The organism is Mesorhizobium sp. 131-3-5, from assembly GCF_016756575.1.
Taxonomy (GTDB): Bacteria; Pseudomonadota; Alphaproteobacteria; order Rhizobiales; family Rhizobiaceae; genus Mesorhizobium; species Mesorhizobium jarvisii.
In genome coordinates, this window is sequence record NZ_AP023254.1 from 3,855,442 (window position 1) to 3,874,291 (window position 18,850).

The following is an 18,850-nucleotide window of genomic DNA, read 5'->3' on the forward strand; positions in this document are numbered from 1 at the left end:
GGAGGCACGGCAAGCGATCGGGAAAGCAGGAATGAACGAAATACGGCCTAAAACGCCGCCGACCTATGAGCAGTTGAGAACGATGTCCGGGCAGGAGCTCGGCGTCTCGGAATGGACCACGGTCGATCAGGACCGTATCAACCAGTTCGCCGAATGCACCGGCGACCACCAATGGATCCATGTCGACCCTGAACGCGCGCGGCGACAAAGCCCGTTTCGCACCACGATCGCGCATGGCTATCTGACGCTGTCGATCATCGGCGCGCTGGCGCTCGGCATGGGCATCGTGCCGGAAAACACCCAGGCCGCCTTCAACTATGGCTTCGACAAGGTGCGTTTCCTGGCGCCCGTGAGGGTCGGCGCCCGCATCAGGCTGCGTACGGTCCTGCTTTCCATGGAAGACAGGGGGCCTGGCCAATATCTGATGAAGGCAGCCAACACGGTCGAGATCGAAGGCGAGGAAAAGCCGGCGCTGACGGCGGAAACGCTGGTCATGCTCTATGAGCGCCGCAAACGGGCAGGGGCCTGAGAGCCTGCTTGGAAATTCTACTCTGGCGGCCATCTGATGGCGTTTTCTGCGCTTCCGGTGCTCACGGACCAAAAGTCCGCTGCGCTCCGGTTCTCGAAACCACCACCATATGACTCGCCAGAGCGAATTTCGAAACAGTCTCTGCGCGGCATCTGACGGACATTACGCTTCCATCGCCAAGCAGATCGTGCCTCATGAAACTACGGACTCCACGCGACCTGCGACACGGGCCGAGAGCAGCGCGAGCAGCAATGCCACCAGCGCCAGCGCCGTTGCCGTCTCGAAGGTGACCTGCATGCCACGGGCGGCTGCGGCGGAACTCAGAACATCCTGTCCTGTTCCTTGTCGGGCACCGGCCGACGCAGCCGCGAAGATGGCGCCCATCAGGGATGCGCCGGTGACGAGGCCGAGATTGCGCGACAGGTTGAGCAGGCCGGATATGACACCGCGTTCGCCAGCGCCGACACCGCTCATGACGGCCGCATTGTTGGAAGTCTGGAACAGGGCGTAGCCGAAGCAGGTGACAGTGATGGGAACGACATAGCTGGCAATGCCAAGCCTAGTCAGCGAAAGCGACAGGAGGAATGTGCCCGTGGTGAGGCTGAGCAAGCCTGCGACCATTGTCCTGTGGGCTCCAAAGCGATCGGAGAGCCGCCCGGCCAGCAGCGCCGACAGGGCCGAGACAAGCGGCCCGGTCGAAAGCACCACGCCGACCATCGCGGCATCGAGTCCCAACCCACGCGACAGATAGAAGGGAGCGACCACTAGGGTCGCCATCATCACCGTGGCGACGATCAGGCTCATGACCAGGCTGGCGCTGAGCCGCTGATCCCGGAAGCTGGCGAGTTGGACCAATGGGTTCTTCACCCGTTTCTGGGCGATGGCGAATAGACTGATGCCGAGAGCGGCAGCGACCAGCAGGCCGATGTTGAGCGGACCGAAATGGCCCCGGCCAAGCGTCATGGCCAATGCATAGGCGGCCAGCGTCAGTGCCAACAGGACGGTGCCCATCGCATCGAACTTGCCTTGAGCGGCCTGCGCGTTCTTGTTGCCGACCGGCAAGGCACGCCAGGCGAGGGCGAAGGTCAGCAGGCCCAGCGGGACATTGACCAGGAAAATCGCGCGCCAGCCGAGGCCGGCGATCAGCAGGCCGCCGAGCGAAGGGCCGAGCGTCGTGCCGATCGCCGACATGGCGCCGAGCAGGCCCATGGCGCTGCCGGTCCGCTCTTTGCTCACCGTCTCCGCGACAAAGGCCAGCGTCAGCGCCATCATCAGCGCCGCGCCCAGCCCCTGCACGGCCCGTGCAGCGATCAGCAGCCAAAGCGTTGGCGCCAGGCCGCAGAGCACCGATGCCGATGTGAACAGCGCGATGCCGCCGAGCAGCAACGGCCGGCGCCCGAACATGTCAGCCAGCCGCCCGGCGCTGACGATCAACGTGGTGATGGCGAGGAGATAGGCCAGAACCACCCATTGCACGGCCTGGAACGACGCTGCGAACGTCTGCATCAGCGAGGGCAGCCCGACGCTGGCAATGCTGGTTCCCAGCGACGACAGCAGCGTGGCGAGCGACAGGCTTGCCAGCGCCCAGGCGATCGATTGGTTCTGTTGCTGAGCTGACACCAGCCCAACCGGATTTTGCGCGGCGACTGCCATGCGATCTCCTTTCCGTTCGCTCCGAAAGCGGAGCCAATGGTGATCTAGTCTCGCAGCTGATATGGCGGAAGGCGCAGCATTTGCATCATATCAGTGCATGAGACGCCATATGATGCTAGGATCCGCAAATGACGACGCCCGATCTCAATCTGCTCTTTGCTCTCGACGTGCTGCTGGCGGAAGGCAGCGTGGCCCGCGCAGCACGCCGTCTGCGGCTCAGCCCCTCGGCGATGAGCCGGACGCTGGCGCGGCTGCGCGAGGCAACGGGCGATCCTCTGCTGGTGCGGGCCGGCCGCGGCCTGGTGGCGACGCCGCGCGCGGAGGAGTTGCGCCGCCAAGTCGGTCCTGTCGTCCAGGACGCGGAGGCGCTGCTGCGCCCAGCCGAATTGCTTGATCTTTCAAGCCTGGACAGGGTGTTCACGCTGCGCACCAACGACGGGTTCGTCGAGGAGTTCGGGCCTCGCCTTGTCGCCCGCATCGGGGCCGAAGCGCCTGGCGTGCGGCTACGTTTCGCGCCGAAGTCTGACAAGGATGTGATGTCGCTGCGCGAGGCGGCGATCGACCTGGAAATCGGCGTCGCCGGCGAAACCGGACCCGAAGTGCGCATCCAGGCGCTGTTTCGCGACCGCTTCATCGGCGCTGTCCGATCAGGCCATCCGCTGAGCGAGGGCATTGTGACGCCCGAGCGCTATGCGGCGGGCCGGCACATCAGTGTTTCGCGGCGCGGCCGCGAGAAGGGACCGATCGACGAGGCGCTGGGCGGGCTTGGCTTGCAGCGGACGGTGGTGTGCATGGTCTCGGGTTTCTCGGCCGCGCTCGCCATGGCGCGCGCCTCGGAACTGATCGCCAGCGTGCCCGAGCGGCACACGGCCGGCGCGCGCGCCGGCATGCACAGTTTTCCGCTGCCGGTCACTACGGTGGAAGTCACCATTTCGATGCTCTGGCATCCGCGCCTCGATGCCGACCCGGCGCAACGTTGGTTGCGTGACTGCGTGCGGGAGGTCTGTGCAAGTCGCTGAGATCAGCGCGCCATTGCCGCCTCGAGCACCTTGAAGATCCGCTGATCTTCGCACTGGGCGACGTTGAAGCGCAGGAAACGGCTGGCCGTCCGCGACAGGCTGAACGCGTTGCCGGGCGCCAGCACGACATTGTCGCTGAGCGCCCGGCGTGCGACTTCGGCCGCGTCAACGCCGTCGGGCAGGCCGCACCACAGGAACAGACCGGCCGGCTGGTCGATCCACGGCGTGATGCCGATCGCCCTCAGGCGGGCGACGGTCTCGGCCATGGCGCGCGCGAGCCTGGCGCGCAGCAGATCCATGTGCTTGCGGTAGCTGCCATCCTTCAGCAGCATCAGGACCAGTTCGGCGGCCAGCCGTCCGCCTCCGAAGGTCGTGGCGATTTTGAGGTCGGTCAGGCCCTCGATCCAGTCGCGGGGCGCTGCGATGAAGCCGCAGCGCACCGACGCCGACAGCGTCTTGGTAAAACTGCCGATCTGGACGACGCGGTTCAGGCCATCGAAGGCCGCCAGCCTCGGGGCAGGGGCATGTTCGAAATCGGCGAAGATGTCGTCCTCGACAATGGTCAGGTCCGACTGGTCGGCGAGCTTCAGCAAGCGGTGCGCGGTGACCGGCGACAGGATCGCCCCGGTCGGGTTGTGGATCGCGGCGTTGGTGATGTAGAGGCGCGGCCGATGCTCGGCGAGCGCATGCGCGAACAGTTCGATATCTGGCCCAGACGGTGTGTAGGGAACGCTGACCACCTTGGCGCGGTGGGCGCGCAGCAAAGCGTGGAAATTGAAATAGCAGGGGTCGTCGACCAGCACCGTGTCGCCGGGCTCGATCAGGAGCCGGCACAACAGGTCGATGGCCTGCGTGCCCGAGTCCGTCAGCATGATCTGTTCAGGCGAGACTTCGATGCCATGCCCGGCCATGCGCCGCGCCAAGAGTTGCCGCAGCGGCGGCAGGCCAAGCGGCGTGCCGTAATCGGCAAGCGCGGCATCGTCGGCGCGCGCTGCCGTGCGCAGTGCCCGCCGCAGCGCGGCCTGCGGCATCCAGGAGGCCGGCAGCCAGCCGCAGCCGGGTTTCAACACCTCGTCGCCGGCATCCAGCGACTGGCGCGATACCCAGAGCGGATCGACGGCACGGTCGAGCCGGGGACCGATCTCGGCCAGCGACAGCGGCGCCAGCGAGCCGGCGGCATAGAAACCCGAGCCCCGCCGGGAGCGGATCGTGCCCTCGGCGACGAGCCGCTCATAGGCTTCGACCACGGTGGATTTGGACACCTGCATGGATTGGGCGAAGGCGCGGATCGACGGCAACCGGGCTCCCGGTGTCAGGCTGCGCGCGGCAATCCGCTGGCGAATGGTCGCCATGACGCTTTCGACCAGAGTGGGGGTACCCAGGGTTCGCGCGCCATCAGTTTCCAAGGCGAGGCCAGTCATCTGTACTGCTCAATATGCCATTACAGTTTCGTGAAATTGTACCGCATTGTCTCTAGCCGCGCCATGGGCATCCGCCCGATAGAGGGCGAAAGCAATGGAGCGTGCAATGGACAAGACCGCGAGCGGCTGGGTGAACGGATTTATCGGCGTGCTGATCTTCTCGGGCTCGCTGCCGGCGACGCGTGTGGCGGTCATGGATTTCGATCCGACCTTCGTGACATCAGCCCGGGCCGCGATTGCCGGAATGCTTGGGCTGGCGATGCTGCTGCTGTTTCGGGAGAAACGTCCGCAGCGCGGCGATCTCGTGTCGCTGGTGATCGTGGCGCTAGGCGTGGTCGTCGGCTTTCCCTTGTTGACCGCCTTGGCGCTCAAGCACATCACCTCGGCCCATTCCATCATCTTCATCGGCCTGCTGCCGCTGGCGACCGCGATCTTCGGCGTCCTGCGTGGCGGCGATCGCCCCCGTCCGGCGTTCTGGCTGTTTTCGTGCATCGGCAGCGCGCTGGTCGCGGGCTTCGCGCTGACGCAGGGCGTGACCGCCTCGCCGGTCGGCGACGGCCTGATGCTCGCCGCCGTCGTCGTTTGCGGCCTGGGCTATGCCGAGGGCGCCGCGCTGTCGCGAAGGCTCGGCGGCTGGCAAGTGATCTGCTGGGCGCTGACGTTGTCGCTGCCGATCATGCTGGTGCTGAGTTTCGCGACCCTGCCGCAATCCTTTGCCGCCGTCGGCTCCCACGCCTGGATCGGGCTCGCCTATGTCTCGCTGTTCAGCATGCTGATCGGCTTCGTCTTCTGGTACCGCGGCCTGGCGCAAGGCGGCATCGCGGCGGTCGGCCAATTGCAGTTGTTGCAGCCCTTCTTCGGCCTGGCGCTTGCGGCGAGCCTGCTGCACGAGCAGGTCAGCCCGCTGATGGTGGTTGTCACGCTCGGCGTGGTAGCCTGCGTGTTCGGGGCGAAGAAGTTCGCGCGTTAGTTCGGGAAGCGAGCCCCGCGCCTAGAACTTCGTCACCACCCCGATGCCAATGCCCTCGAAGCCACCCATCGCCATCAGCGCCGCGGGCGCCTCGTCGAGGCTGATCTTCTTGCCGACCAGAAGTTCGGGCTTGAGCTTGCCGTTGCGGATCATCTCCATCATCGCCTGGTAGCGGTAGGCCTGCATTCCGTGGCTGCCGAGGATTTCGAGCTCGAAGGCGATGATCTTGTCCATCGGCACTTGCGGGCGGGCGTGCTCGCCCAGCATCAGGCCGACCTGCACATGGCGGCCGCGCCGGCGCAGATTGGCGATCGAGTTGAACGAGGTGGTGGGGTGGCCGAGCGCGTCCATCGACATATGCGCGCCGCCATTGGTGATTTGCTTGACCGCCTTGACCACATTCGGCGTCGTCGACGCATTGATCGTCGCTACGGCGCCGATCTTTTTGGCGAACTCCAGCTTCTCGTCGGTGAGGTCGATGGCGATCACATTGGCGCCCATCGAACTGGCGATCATGATTGCCGACAGGCCGACGCCGCCGCAGCCATGCACCGCCACCCATTCGCCGGGCTTGACCCGCCCCTGGTCGACGGTGGCGCGAAACGAGGTGACGAAGCGGCAGCCGAGGCTGGCGGCGGTGGCGTATTCCATCTCCTCGGGCAAGCGCACCAGGTTGGTGTCGGCATGCTCTATGCCGACATATTCGGCGAACGAGCCCCAGCCGGTGAAGCCGGGCTGCGTCTGGTGCTCGCAGACCTGATGATTGCCCGAGCTGCATTCGAAGCAGCGGCCGCAGCCGACGGCAAACGGCACCGTCACGCGGTCGCCGGCCTTCCAGCGGCTGACCTGCTTGCCGGCGGCGACGACGACGCCCGCCAGCTCATGGCCCGGGACGTGCGGCAAGGTGATGCCGTCATCATGGCCCATCCAGCCATGCCAGTCGCTGCGGCAGAGCCCCGTCGCCTCGACCTTGATGACGACGCCATCGGTGGCCGGCTTCGGATCGGGAACGGTCTGGATCGTCGGCGCTTCGCCGAATTTCTCGAAGACGACGGCTTTCATCGGTCACTCCACCTGCGCGATAGATCGGTTCTTCGTTTCATGGAAACGAAGAACCGATCTATCTCATTGTTTTGACGCAATCCCTGTGGGAAAACCGCATCACACTTTTCCTGGAATTGCTCTGGGGAAACGATAGCCGATTCCCTGGCCGGTCAAACGGAAATCGATTCCGCCAGCCTGGCCAGTCCGCCGAACGTGCCAGGGCGGTCAGCCGTTTTCCTGGTCGCGGAAATCGGCGAGCCTTGTGTCGCCGGGCGCCAGCAGCCGCCCGTCCTCGGCATGCACCTCCAGGCGCCTGATCGGCCGGCCGCTCCGCGTATCGACCATGAAGGTGTAGGGCTCGCCCGGCCCGGAGAAATAGGTCTCACCCCATTGCCGCAAGGCGACCAGGACATAGAACAGGCCGCGCCCTTTCTGCGTCAGCACATATTCGTGGTGCGCGCTGCCGTCGGGCGCGGGAACCGTTTCCAGTATGTCGTGTGCGACCAGATTGCGCAGCCGCGCCGACAGGATGTTCTTGGCGACGCCGAGGCTCTTCTGGAACTCGCCGAAGCGGCGCAAGCCGTCAAAGGCATCGCGCACGATGAGCAGCGACCACCAGTCGCCGATCGCGTCCAGCGGCCGCGCGATCAGGCAATCCGCTTCGTGGTGGCTCGTTCGTTTCACCATGGCAATCGTTGGTCCAGATAGATCATTCTGGTTGCAAGATAAAACTGTTCTGCCTATCCAGCAAGTGGTTTCAAGTTGAAACCTATTGTGGAGAGCGACATGAATCTGCAGGTGGTGAACGGCGTGGCAGCAGGAGCGGAGCGGTCCGACAGGCTGCTGCAGGCAACACCAGCGTCACCACTGGGACTGTCCGGCATGACGGCGCTGGTCTTCGCCATTGCCTGTGGCCTGAGTGTTGCCAACGTCTATTTCGCTCATCCGCTGCTCGATGCCATCGCGCATGATTTCGCCATCGCGCCCGCCTCGGTCGGCATCGTGGTGACGGTCACGCAGATCGGCTATGCGCTCGGCCTGTTCTTCATCGTGCCGCTGGGCGACCTGTTCGATCGTCGCAAGCTGATCGCGGTTCAGGCAGTCCTGTCCGCCGTCGCGCTGAGTGCTGTCGGGATTGCACCGAGCGCTGCAATGCTGCTGACAGGCCTTGCTGTCGTCGGACTGCTTGCCGTTGTGGTTCAGGTGCTGGTGGCCTACGCCGCCGACCTCGCCGTGCCGTCCGAGCGGGGGCGGGCGGTCGGCACCGTCACCAGCGGCGTCATCCTTGGCATCCTGCTTGCCCGCTTCGTTGCCGGCGTCATCGCCGACTTCGCTGGCTGGCGCTGGGTCTATCTGGTCTCGGCGGCGCTGACGCTCATCATGGCGCTGGTACTCTACCTCATCCTGCCGCGCCACGAGGCGGAGCGCCCACGCACGCCCTATCCGCGCCTGCTCGGCTCGGTGGTGCTACTGTTTGTGCAGGAGCCGCTGCTGCGCGTGCGCGCGGTGCTCGCCATGCTGATCTTCGCCAGCTTCAACGTGCTGTGGGCGCCACTGGTGCTGCCGCTGAGCGCCGCGCCATTTTCACTCTCGCATACCGAGATCGGGCTGTTCGGCCTTGCCGGGGTCGCCGGCGCTCTCGGTGCTCGCTGGACAGGCGGCCTCGTCGATCGCGGGCGCGGCCAGATGGTCACCGGTCTCAGCCTGCTTTTGATGATGGCGGCCTGGCTGCCGATCGCCTTCATGGGCGTGTCGCTGTGGCTGCTTGTCGCCGGCATCGTCATGCTGGATCTGGCGATCCAGGCCGTCCACGTCACCAATCAGAGCCTGATTTTTTCGCGCCGGCCTCATGCACGCAGCCGCCTGGTGGGCGGCTACATGATCTTTTATTCGCTCGGCAGCGCGCTCGGCTCCATCGCCTCGACCATGACCTATGGCGCCATGGGCTGGAGCGGCGTCTGTGTGCTGGGCGCCAGCATCGGCCTGCTGGCGTTGCTGGTCTGGGCACTGACGCTGCGCGTTGGCCAGTAGGCCTTACTCCGCATCGATCTGGTTCTGCGGCGCGGCCTTCTGGAAGGCCGGCAGCGCCATGCAGGCGGCGTTGATGCGGGTGATCGTCGGGTAGGGCGTCAGGTCGACGCCGAAACGGGCGTTGCTGGTGATCTGTGCCGCCAGGCAGATATCGGCGAGCCCCGGCGCCTCGCCGTGGCAGAATGTTCCGGTCTGAGGTGAGGACGCTAGGATCTTTTCAAGCGGCTGAAAGCCTTCGTTCACCCAGTGGCGGAACCAGTTGGTGATGTCCTGGTCGCCGGCGCCGAACAAGGTGCGCAGCGAGGTCAGCACCCGCAGATTGTTCACCGGGTGGATGTCGCAGGCGATCATCTGCGCCAGCATTCTCACGCGCGCCCGGCCAAGCGAGTCCTTCGGCAGCAGCGGCGGCGTGGGCTGGACCTCGTCGAGATATTCGATGATCGCCAGCGACTGCGTCAATAGCGTGCCGTCGTCGAGCACCAATGCCGGCACCAGCCCCTGCGGGTTGACCGCGAGATAGGCCGGTTCCAGATGCTCGCCATGGCGCAGATGGTGCGGGACGTAGTCATAGCTCAGCCCCTTCATCTCCAGCGCGATCCGCACTCTGTAGGAGGTGGAGGAACGGTAATAATTGTGCAGGACGATGTCGCTCATGGCTTTGTCGTTCACGACCGCGGTTGGCCGATCGTCACTTCGATCGTGCCGATGCCGTCGACGCCGCCGGTCATCGTCTCACCGCGCTTGACCGCGCCGACGCCGGCGGGCGTGCCGGTGAAGATCAGGTCGCCGGCTTGCAATTCGACTGCTTCGCTGCAGATTGAGACAATGTCTGCTATCGGCCAGATCAGCTCGCTAAGGTCGGCATCCTGTTTCACCGCGCCGTTTACGGCAAGCCAGATACGCCCCTTCGTCGGGTGCCCCGATTTCTGCGCGGGCACCAGCGGGCCGCAAGGGGCGGAATGGTCGAAGGCCTTAGACCAGTCCCAGGGCCGCGCCGCCTTCTTGGCCTCATCCTGGAGGTCGCGGCGGGTGAGGTCGATGCCGACGCCGTAACCCCAGACGTGGTCCAGCGCCCGCTCACGCGCAATGCGGAAGCCTGTTTTTCCGATCGCGGCCACCAGCTCGATTTCGTGGTGCAGATTGGCCGTCAGCGGCGGGTAGGGGATCACGGTGCCGGAATCGACCACGGCGTCGGATGGCTTGGTGAAGAAGAAGGGCGGATCGCGCTCGTCATTGCCGAACTCGCGCGCATGCGCCGCATAGTTGCGGCCGACGCAGAAAATCCGCCGCACGGCAAAGCGCTCGGCCGACCCGCTGATGGCGACTGAAGGCGTTGGCGGCACGGGAAGGACAAAGGCGGTCATGGCGGTCTCTGCGTTGGCTATTGGGATGATGGCGGCACCTTCGGCCGATTTCGGGAACCGGGCAAGGCGTCGCTTTTCATAAAGCATGGGCTTTGCCGGGGCCGTGTAAGTAATTCAGGGTTCCCATCACCTTTGCAGCGGCCTATCAACCGGCGATAGACTATTTGCTAATAATCCGACCATGGTCGCGGGGCTATGGTGTGGCAGGTAAACCGGAACGAGCCACATGACAGTACCCAACGATCGCGCCCGGTTCCTGATCATCGACGACCATCCGCTGTTTCGCGAGGCGCTGCACAGCGCCGTGCAGATGGCCTATCCGGAGGTCGACACGGTCGAGGCGCGCTCGATCGCCGAGGCGCTCGATCTGCTGGCCGACGCCAAGCCTTTCGACCTTGCGCTGCTGGACCTCAGCATGCCCGACGTGCACGGCTTCGACGGGCTGCTGCAACTCAGGACCCGCTATCCGCGCCTGCCGGTGGTAATCGTGTCGGGATATGAGGAGCCGCGGATCATTTCCGAGGCGCTGTCCTATGGCGCCGCCGGCTTCATCCCGAAATCGGCGCGCAAGAGCGATCTTGCCGCCGCCATCCGCTCGGTGATGGACGGCGCGATCTATGTGCCGGAAACCTATGAAGGCCAGCCGGCCGACGCCGACAGCGTCGATCGCGCCGACATGGTCCAGCGCCTGTCCAAGCTGACGCCGCAGCAGCTGCGCGTGCTGCAAATGCTGCGCCAGGGCCTGCTCAACAAGCAGATCGCGTATGAGCTGCAGGTGGGCGAGACCACGGTCAAGGCGCATGTCTCGGAGATATTGCGCAAGCTCAATGTCTACAGCCGCACGCAAGCGGTGATCGAGGTCTCGAAGCTGGACAATGCGGAGCTTTTCAGGGATCAGGCGGGGTTTTGAGCTTTTACCCTCCCCCTCGTGGGGAGGGTATGGAGCTAAGCCAGCAAATGCGCCAGGAGTGCCCGCAGTTGCGCCGGCTTCAGTGGTTTGCGCATCAGTTCGATGCCGTCGGCGCGCGCTGCCTTGGCGACGGCTTCGGAACTGTCGGCGGTGACGATCAGCGCTGGCACTGCGCGGCCGAGATAGTCGCGGACCTCCGATATGGTGGCGGTGCCGAGGTCGCCGCCGTCGAGATGCTGGTCGGCAATGACGATGTCGGGCACCCAGTCGGTGTCGCCGAGCAGGTCAAGCGCGTCGTCGGTCGAGGTCGCGGCCCGCACCAGGCACTGCCAGCGCTCGAGCAGGAAGGTCATGGCCTGCAGCACCTCCGCGTCGTTTTCGACCAGCAGCACCTTGGTGCCGAACAGGCCGTAGCCGCGTGACCGCTCCAGGGCGGTGGCGCTGGCGATCGCGTCGGCGGGGGCACCGATGCCGACGGGGACATCGATATGGAAGATCGTGCCGCGCCCGACCTTCGACGAGAAGGTCACGGGGTGGCCGAGCGCGCCGGCCATGCGGCGCACGATGGCAAGCCCGAGCCCAAGGCCGCCGCCGTCGAGCCCGGCATTGGCGGGCAAGGTGCCGCGATGGAATTCCTCGAACACCGCCTCGCGCTGGTCCTCGGGGATGCCGCAGCCGGTATCGGCGACATCGATGCGGATCGTATCGCCGCGATGCCTGGTGCCGACGAGCACGCCGCCCGAGCGTGTATAGCCCAGCGCGTTGGAGAGGATGTTCTGCAGGATGCGGCGCAGCAGGGTGCGGTCGGAGCGGACCACGGCGTTGACCGGTCGGAACTTCAGCGACAGGCGTTTCATTTCCGCGACCGGCTGGAAATCCGAGCGCAGCGACGAGAACAGCGCCTCCAGGCTGACGTCGCCGATGTCGGGGTGCACCACGCCGGCATCGAGCTTGGAAATGTCGAGCAGGGTGCGCAGCAGGTCCTCCATCGTCTCCAGCGAGCGCTCGACCTGCCGCACCAGTTTCCTGCCTTCGTCGCTGGTCTGCACCTCGGCGAGCGCCGAGACGGACAGGTGAGCCGCGTTCAGCGGCTGCAGCACGTCATGGCTGGCGGCGGCAAGGAACCTCGTCTTGGACAGGTTCGCGAACTCGGCGTTTTCCTTGGCGGCGCTGAGGTCGATGTTGGACTGTTCCAGCCGCCGCAAGGTCGAGTGCAACTCCTCGGTGCGCATGCGCACCCGGTTCTCGAGCGAGATGGCGGTCTGGAAAAGCGAGAAGGCGTTGCCTTGCTGGTCCATCGAGCGCTCGACGCGGCTGACTAGGGCGGCGTTGATCTTCTTCAGCTTGTCGAGGTCGTTTATATCCTTGAGCGGCATCTTGTTACTCTGCGGCCCCTATTCCGCCGCTTGCCGTTCGCCAAAGGCAATGCCGGTGAAGGTCTGGTTCAAATGCATCGACCGGTACTGTTCGCCATACGTGCCGAAGCCGACGACATTGTTGACCCGGTAGAGTTCCGAAATGTCACGAAAAACTTGCCGGTTGCGCGCATCGAGCCGGCGTAGCACGCAGTCGAAGCCGAGGATCAGGTCGATGCCGCCAAGCCTCTCCTCGACCTCGCGCAAGGCCGCGCGTGTCGATTCCACCATGTCCTTGGGCTGGGCGATCGACAATACGACGCCGTCGTCTATGGCGCAGAAGAACGACAGCGAGCCGTCGGCGTGCATCCTCTGGATCGAGCGGCAGTAATATTCACCGCCCACCTTCACCACCACCGGGTGCGAGGCGAAGCTCAGCGGCGTCAGGGTGTGCGGGACGATACCGACGGAAGCGGCATATTCTTCCGCCGCATTGGTGGCGTTGAACTCGCGTACGATGCGGTGATCGGCATCGGACGCCGTGACCACCAGCTTTTCGTCGGTCGGAACGAAATTGTCGGTCTTGAAGACGTGGAACGGAATTTCCGTGGCGATCAGCACGATGATGGCGCTGTCCGAGGTGACCCTGCCGTTCGAGATCAGCCGCGTCGTCTCAAATTTCAGATCGTCGCCGGCCGAGCCGCCGAGCAGAGGTATGTCGTCAAGGCCCCAGTGGATGGCCGAACTGACCGCTTCCTCTGCATAGGACAGCCCATCGATGAAGCAGAGCGCGAAGGTGTTCCTAGTCCGCTCCCCGCCGACCCGGACGCGCAGCGTGCGCCGCAGGGCCTCGACCTCGCCGGTGATCCTGTCCATGCCCGACGAGGATAGATTGTCGACCATGGCGCTGACCGCGGTGAACGACGCCGAGGGAAGCAGCATCGCCAGCATGTGACCTTCCTCTAGCCCCTGCGGCGTGATCTCGCCGGCAGTGGAGCAGCCGGCATGGTGGAGCCCTGGCGCATGCGCCGATAGCGCCCGTGACAGAGCGCCGGCCTCGACAAGGCTCTGGGAGAAGAACACGAGGGCAAAGCCGGCGTCGATTGCCGCGGCCTCGCTGGCCACCGCGCGAGCGAAAGCATCCAGGTCGGGCTCGTCCGTGGTCAGCGCCGACAAGCCGCAGGCGTAGCGCGTCCGTGAACTGGTCAGCGGCGTTCTCCCGCATTTCCTCCGACGCTGTTTTTATACGCGGCTGTTTTTACAGGCTTCTGGCGCGCGGGCGTCGAAGGATATTGTTGCTTCCAATCGGCGTTTTGGCAATGGGGCGAGGGGAATGCACCTTCGGCCTTGGCCATGACCGAAAGTACAATGATCCGCCTTTTCCGTCGCGCTGTTTTTTGTGCGTTGTGCAGTGTACGAATAACGCATGGCCGAAGTGCCAGCGGCGCGTCGGCAGCGTGATGACCAAGGTTGATACCCAGGGAGGATTCATGTCGGACGTTTCGTTGATGGTGAACGGCAGGCGGGTCAGCGGGGCCGCCGAGGACCGAACGCTGCTGGTTCACTTCCTGCGCGAGAATCTCGGCCTGACCGGCACGCATGTCGGCTGCGACACCTCGCAATGCGGGGCCTGCGTCGTCCATGTCGACGGCAAGGCGGTGAAGTCCTGCACCATGCTCGCGGTACAGGCGTCCGGCTCGAGCATTGTAACGATCGAAGGTCTCGCCAATGGCGCCGACCTGCATCCCGTGCAGGCCGCCTTCAAGGAACATCACGGCCTGCAATGCGGTTTCTGCACGCCTGGCATGATCATGGCGGCAACCGACATGATCAACCGTCATCCCGAAGGCCTCGACGAGGCGACGGTGCGAGCCGAACTGGAAGGCAATATCTGCCGCTGCACCGGCTACCACAACATCGTCAAGGCGATCCTCGCCGCATCGAAGACGATGGCAAAAGGGGCCAAGGGCAAGGCGAAACAAGCTGCGTGAACGAGCGGTAGGCAGTAGGCAGTAAGGCAGTAGGGAACCGGAACCAGTTTTTCCCTACTGCCGTACTGCCCAACTCACCTGCTCCCCTGCAATCTCGGGAGGAATTTCTGATGGGCATTGAAGGTGTTGGCGCTCGGGTCGCGCGCAAGGAAGACAAAAGATTCATCACCGGCGCCGGCCGCTATGTCGACGACATGGTGGTTCCCGGAATGAAGCATGCCGCCTTCGTGCGCAGCCCGCACGCGCATGCGCAGATCAAGAAGATCGACGTCAAGCGAGCGCAAGCCATGCCCGGCGTCATCGGCGTGCTGACCGGCAAGGAGCTCAAGGCCGATGGCATCGGCAACCTCATCTGCGGCTGGATGATCCATTCTAAGGACGGTTCGCCGATGAAGATGGGCGCCTGGTCGCCGTTGGCCGTCGACAAGGTGCGCTATGTCGGTGACGCCGTCGTCGTCGTCGTGGCCGAGACCAAGGGGCAGGCCCGTGATGCGGCAGAGGCGGTCGAGATCACCTACAAGGAATTGAAGGCCGTCGTCGAAGCCACCAAGGCGCTCGAAAAGGGCGCGCCGCAGATCCATGCCGAGGCCGAGAACAATCTGATATTCGACTGGGAGATCGGCGATGCCAAGGCGACCGACGCGGCGATCAAGGCAGCCGCGCATGTCACCCGCATGAAGATCGTCAACAACCGGCTGGTGCCGAATGCCATGGAGCCGCGCGCGGCTCTCGGCCACTACGACAAGGCCGAGGACCATTACACCTGCTGGACGACATCGCAGAACCCGCATGTCGCGCGGCTGGTGATGAGCGCCTTCTACAATGTCGCGCCGGAAAACAAGCTGCGCGTCATCGCGCCGGATGTCGGCGGCGGCTTCGGCTCCAAGATCTACATCTATCCCGAAGAGATCGTCTGCCTGTGGGCTTCCAAGAAAACCGGCGTGCCGGTCAAATGGGTCGCCGACCGCACCGAGAGTTTTCTCTCCGACGCGCATGGCCGCGACCATGTCTCGACGGTGGAAATGGCTTTCGACAAGAACAACAGGATCACCGGGCTGAAGGTCGACACGATCGCCAATCTCGGCGCCTATATGTCGCTGTTCTCGTCCTGCGTGCCGACCTATCTCTACGCGACGCTGCTTTCGGGCCAGTACGACATTCCGGCCATCCACGCCAATGTGCGCACGGTCTATACCAACACGGCGCCTGTCGATGCCTATCGCGGGGCAGGGCGGCCGGAAGCCACCTATCTCCTGGAACGCACGATGGAAGCGGCCGCGCGCGAGCTTGGCGTGTCGCCTGCCGAATTGCGGCGCAAGAACTTCATCACCTCCTTCCCGCACCAGACACCGGTGATCATGAACTATGACGCCGGCGACTACGGCGCCTCGCTCGACGCGGCCATGAAAGCTTCGGACTATGCCGGCTTTGCCAAACGCAAGGCGGCGGCCGCCAAGAAGGGCCTGCTGCGCGGGATCGGCATGAGCTGTTACATCGAGGCCTGCGGCATCGCGCCGTCGGCGGCGGTCGGCTCGCTCGGCGCCGGTGTCGGCCTTTGGGAATCGGCCGAAGTGCGCGTCAACGCCGTCGGCACGATCGAGGTGCTGACCGGCTCGCACAGCCATGGCCAGGGCCACGAGACGACCTTCGCGCAACTGGTCAACCAGCGTTTCGGCGTGCCGATTGATTCGGTTTCGATCGTCCATGGCGACACCGACAAGGTGCAGATGGGCATGGGCACTTACGGTTCGCGCTCGGGCGCGGTCGGCATGTCGGCGATATCAAAGGCACTCGACAAGGTTGAGGCCAAGGCCAAGAAGATCGCCGCCCACTTGCTCGAAGCCGACGAGGGCGACATCGTCATCGAGAACGGTGCGCTGAAGGTTGCCGGTACCGACAAGAACGTGCCGTGGTTCCAGGTGGCGCTGGCCGCCTATACCGCCCACAATCTGCCGGCAGGGATGGAGCCCGGATTGAAGGAAACGGCCTTCTACGATCCGTCGAACTTCACCTTCCCGGCGGGCTGCTACATCTGCGAGGTCGAGATCGAACCGGAGACCGGAACGACAGAGATCGTCCAGTTCGTGGCCGCCGATGATTTCGGCAACATCATCAATCCGATGATCGTCGAGGGCCAGGTGCATGGCGGCATCGCGCAAGGGATTGGCCAGGCGCTGCTGGAAGGCGCCCATTACGATGCCAGCGGACAGCTGCTGACCGCGAGCTACATGGATTACACCATGCCGCGCGCGGGCGACCTGCCGTCGTTCAAGGTCTCGACCTCGAACACGCCATGCCCGGGCAATCCGCTCGGCATCAAGGGTTGCGGCGAGGCCGGCGCCATCGGCTCGCCGCCGGCGGTGATCAACGCCATCACCGATGCCATCGGCATCGCCGATATCGCCATGCCCGCCTCGCCGCCCACCGTGTGGGCCGCGATCCGCGCCGCGAAGCACTGAGGAGGAACAGCCATGTATTCGGTCAACTACCATCGCGCCGCCTCGGTCGCGGATGCCGCCAAGCTGGTGAAGAGCGGCGACGCCAAACTGCTGTCCGGCGGCATGACGCTGATACCTGCCATGAAGACGCGGCTGGCGGCTCCTTCCGATCTCGTCGATCTGTCGCGCATCAAGGAGATGCAGGGCGTCAAGGTGTCGGGAAAGACGGTCACCATCGGCGCGGCCACCACGCATTTCGACGTCTCCAACGACGAGAAGCTTAAGAAGGCCTGCCCGGCAATTGCCCATCTGGCGTCGCTGATCGGTGACCCGGCGGTGCGCTACAAGGGCACGATCGGCGGTTCGATCGCCAACAACGATCCGGCGGCCGACTATCCGGCGGCCCTTCTGGCATTGGGCGCCACCATCGTCACCAACAAGCGCGAGATATCGGCCGACAAGTTCTTCAAAGGGCTGTTCGAAACGGCCTTGAAGGATGGCGAGATCATCACGGCGGTCTCCTTCACCGCGCCGGCCAAGGCGGCTTATGAAAAGTTCCGCAACCCGGCTTCTCGCTATGCAATCGTCGGCGTGTTCGTGGCCAAGGGCAAGGACGGCGTCAGCGTTGCGGTGACCGGCGCCGGTGACGACGGCGTGTTCCGCTCGAAGGAGATCGAGGCAGCCCTTGCGAAGAACTTCGACGCCGCGTCTCTCGCCGGCGTGAAAGTGCCGGCGAAGAACCTGATGAGCGACATCCACGCTTCCGCCGACTACCGCGCCAATTTGATCGCGGTCATGGCCAAGCGCGCGGTGGCGGCAGCCAACGCCTGACAGCATCGGTTGCCGACATCAAAGGGGCCATCTTGGCCCCTTTTTCGTACGCGATGGTGTGTAGCCGTGCGGCTCGTGAAGGAATTTCGCCACGCGACTGGTCTTTTGCTCGAAGCATTTCCGGCAGTTTGCTGCCCAAGGAACCGCATCGCCGCCAATCTCGCACTTGCACAAACTTATATTGCACTGCAGTATGGGTTGGGGCGGGAATGCGAGCCGGGTTCGGATATTTACCGCCGTGCCCTTTCGCATGCCAATGCGAAGGATCGGCATGTCCGAAATTACCGCGACCCAGATGGTTCCGTCCCGATCCGCCGTCGACCGATCGGCTAGGACTAGACTGGCCTATCTCGACGGCTGGCGCGGCCTGTCGATCGCCCTGGTGCTGATCGGCCATTTTTTCCCGGTGCCCGGAATCAATCTGGGCGTGCTTGGCGTCGAATTCTTCTTCGTGCTCAGCGGCCGGCTGATGGCCGAGATCCTGTTCATCGAACGCTACCCGCTGAAGAAGTTCTTCAAGCGCCGCTTCTCGCGCATCTACCCGGCGCTTCTGGTCTTCGTCATCATCGCCATGATCGCGCTCTCCGGCACGTTCATCGCCTTCAAATGGAAGGCCGCGCTGACGGCGCTGACATTCACCTACAATTACGCCGGAATTCTCGTCACCCGCGCCGGAGCGCTCGACCATATCTGGTCGCTTTGTGTCGAGGAGCATGCCTACATCATCCTGGCGTTGATCAGCGCGCTCGTCTCCAGCCGCAATCGCGTCATTCCTTTGCTGGTGACGCTCGCCTTGCTCGCAATGGCCAATGGCGCGGTGTCGTACTGGGTGTTCAGGCTGGACTACGAGGCCACTTACTGGCGCACCGATGTGCACATCGCTTCGATCCTGCTTTCGGCTTCGATCTGCCTGCTTAAGGCCGAAGGCCGCCTGCCGGCGGTGCTGAAGGGGCCTTATGTCGCCCTGGCAGCGGCGGCGGTCGCGGTTTTGCTGTTCATGGACCCGGTGCCGACGCCGATCCACTATCTCCTTGCGGTGCCGCTGCTGGCGCTGGCTGTCAATGCGCTCGATTTCAGCACGCCAATCTTTTCCAAATTGCTCTCGTCCTGGCCCATGGCGACGTTGGGCCTGTGGTCATACTCACTCTATCTGTGGCAGCAGCCCTTCTACAAATTCGTCTATGAACAAGGCATCAGCCCGTGGCCGATGCTGGCCGGGGTCTTTGCCTGCGCGCTCTGCAGCTATTACCTCATCGAGCGGCCGGGGCGTGAATGGTTGAACCGCAACTGGTGA

The 18,850-nt window shown here is 64.3% G+C and carries 17 protein-coding genes; 9 read left to right on the plus strand and 8 right to left on the minus strand.

Annotated elements, in window-relative coordinates:
* Nucleotides 1-31: 31 nt before the first annotated feature.
* Nucleotides 32-529 carry a MaoC family dehydratase gene (locus JG747_RS18805; RefSeq protein WP_019858617.1) on the plus strand — a complete coding sequence of 166 codons (498 nt, stop codon included), beginning with the start codon at nt 32-34 and terminating at the stop codon, nt 527-529.
* 192 nt (nt 530-721) lie between these two features.
* On the opposite strand, the gene JG747_RS18810 is transcribed toward JG747_RS18805, so the two are convergent.
* On the minus strand, nt 722-2,182 hold the full coding sequence (locus tag JG747_RS18810) for an MFS transporter (RefSeq protein ID WP_202359795.1): 1,461 nt from the start codon (nt 2,180-2,182) through the stop codon (nt 722-724).
* A gap of 128 nt (nt 2,183-2,310) precedes the next feature.
* On the opposite strand from JG747_RS18810, the gene JG747_RS18815 reads away from it, so the two are divergent.
* Nucleotides 2,311-3,201, plus strand: coding sequence for a LysR family transcriptional regulator (locus JG747_RS18815; protein ID WP_202359796.1), 891 nt, complete (start codon nt 2,311-2,313; stop codon nt 3,199-3,201).
* Nucleotides 3,202-3,203: 2 nt separating this feature from the next.
* On the opposite strand, the gene JG747_RS18820 is transcribed toward JG747_RS18815, so the two are convergent.
* A complete protein-coding gene (locus JG747_RS18820) occupies nt 3,204-4,622 on the minus strand; it encodes an aminotransferase-like domain-containing protein (protein ID WP_069092342.1) in 1,419 nt (472 codons plus the stop codon).
* A gap of 106 nt (nt 4,623-4,728) precedes the next feature.
* Here JG747_RS18820 and JG747_RS18825 point away from each other — a divergent pair, with 106 nt between their 5' ends.
* Nucleotides 4,729-5,592: a DMT family transporter gene (locus JG747_RS18825; RefSeq protein WP_038647307.1), complete on the plus strand. Its 864-nt coding sequence runs from the start codon at nt 4,729-4,731 to the stop codon at nt 5,590-5,592.
* A gap of 21 nt (nt 5,593-5,613) precedes the next feature.
* On the opposite strand, the gene JG747_RS18830 is transcribed toward JG747_RS18825, so the two are convergent.
* Together JG747_RS18830 and JG747_RS18835 are read right to left on the minus strand one after the other, a co-directional pair.
* Nucleotides 5,614-6,654: a zinc-dependent alcohol dehydrogenase family protein gene (locus tag JG747_RS18830; protein WP_202359797.1), complete on the minus strand. Its 1,041-nt coding sequence runs from the start codon at nt 6,652-6,654 to the stop codon at nt 5,614-5,616.
* 207 nt (nt 6,655-6,861) lie between these two features.
* Entirely contained in the window at nt 6,862-7,323 is a 462-nt protein-coding gene (locus JG747_RS18835) for a winged helix-turn-helix transcriptional regulator (RefSeq protein WP_202359798.1), read from the minus strand.
* Between the two features lie 99 nt (nt 7,324-7,422).
* Here JG747_RS18835 and JG747_RS18840 point away from each other — a divergent pair, with 99 nt between their 5' ends.
* Entirely contained in the window at nt 7,423-8,667 is a 1,245-nt protein-coding gene (locus JG747_RS18840) for an MFS transporter (RefSeq protein ID WP_202359799.1), read from the plus strand.
* A gap of 3 nt (nt 8,668-8,670) precedes the next feature.
* Here JG747_RS18840 and maiA read toward each other — a convergent pair whose 3' ends face one another.
* Together maiA and JG747_RS18850 are read right to left on the minus strand one after the other, a co-directional pair.
* The gene (gene maiA, locus JG747_RS18845; protein WP_064984329.1) at nt 8,671-9,321 is read right to left on the minus strand and encodes a maleylacetoacetate isomerase; all 651 of its coding nucleotides are present in this window, start codon (nt 9,319-9,321) and stop codon (nt 8,671-8,673) included.
* 11 nt (nt 9,322-9,332) lie between these two features.
* Nucleotides 9,333-10,031, minus strand: coding sequence for a fumarylacetoacetate hydrolase family protein (locus JG747_RS18850; protein ID WP_202362312.1), 699 nt, complete (start codon nt 10,029-10,031; stop codon nt 9,333-9,335).
* A 226-nt stretch (nt 10,032-10,257) separates the two neighbouring features.
* On the opposite strand from JG747_RS18850, the gene JG747_RS18855 reads away from it, so the two are divergent.
* On the plus strand, nt 10,258-10,941 hold the full coding sequence (locus JG747_RS18855; RefSeq protein ID WP_064984109.1) for a response regulator: 684 nt from the start codon (nt 10,258-10,260) through the stop codon (nt 10,939-10,941).
* Between the two features lie 35 nt (nt 10,942-10,976).
* Here the strand turns inward: JG747_RS18855 and JG747_RS18860 are convergent, their stop codons facing one another.
* Together JG747_RS18860 and JG747_RS18865 are read right to left on the minus strand one after the other, a co-directional pair.
* Nucleotides 10,977-12,317: an ATP-binding response regulator gene (locus tag JG747_RS18860; RefSeq protein WP_202359800.1), complete on the minus strand. Its 1,341-nt coding sequence runs from the start codon at nt 12,315-12,317 to the stop codon at nt 10,977-10,979.
* Between the two features lie 18 nt (nt 12,318-12,335).
* Entirely contained in the window at nt 12,336-13,472 is a 1,137-nt protein-coding gene (locus JG747_RS18865) for an FIST signal transduction protein (protein ID WP_019858603.1), read from the minus strand.
* A gap of 314 nt (nt 13,473-13,786) precedes the next feature.
* On the opposite strand from JG747_RS18865, the gene JG747_RS18870 reads away from it, so the two are divergent.
* The 4 genes from JG747_RS18870 (at nt 13,787) to JG747_RS18885 (ending at nt 18,850) form a co-directional block, all read left to right on the plus strand.
* Complete coding sequence (locus JG747_RS18870) at nt 13,787-14,287, plus strand: (2Fe-2S)-binding protein (RefSeq protein ID WP_064984114.1); 501 nt, start codon at nt 13,787-13,789, stop codon at nt 14,285-14,287.
* 110 nt (nt 14,288-14,397) lie between these two features.
* Entirely contained in the window at nt 14,398-16,746 is a 2,349-nt protein-coding gene (locus JG747_RS18875) for a xanthine dehydrogenase family protein molybdopterin-binding subunit (protein WP_019858601.1), read from the plus strand.
* A gap of 12 nt (nt 16,747-16,758) precedes the next feature.
* Entirely contained in the window at nt 16,759-17,556 is a 798-nt protein-coding gene (locus tag JG747_RS18880) for an FAD binding domain-containing protein (protein ID WP_019858600.1), read from the plus strand.
* A gap of 271 nt (nt 17,557-17,827) precedes the next feature.
* A complete protein-coding gene (locus JG747_RS18885) occupies nt 17,828-18,850 on the plus strand; it encodes an acyltransferase family protein (RefSeq protein WP_202359801.1) in 1,023 nt (340 codons plus the stop codon).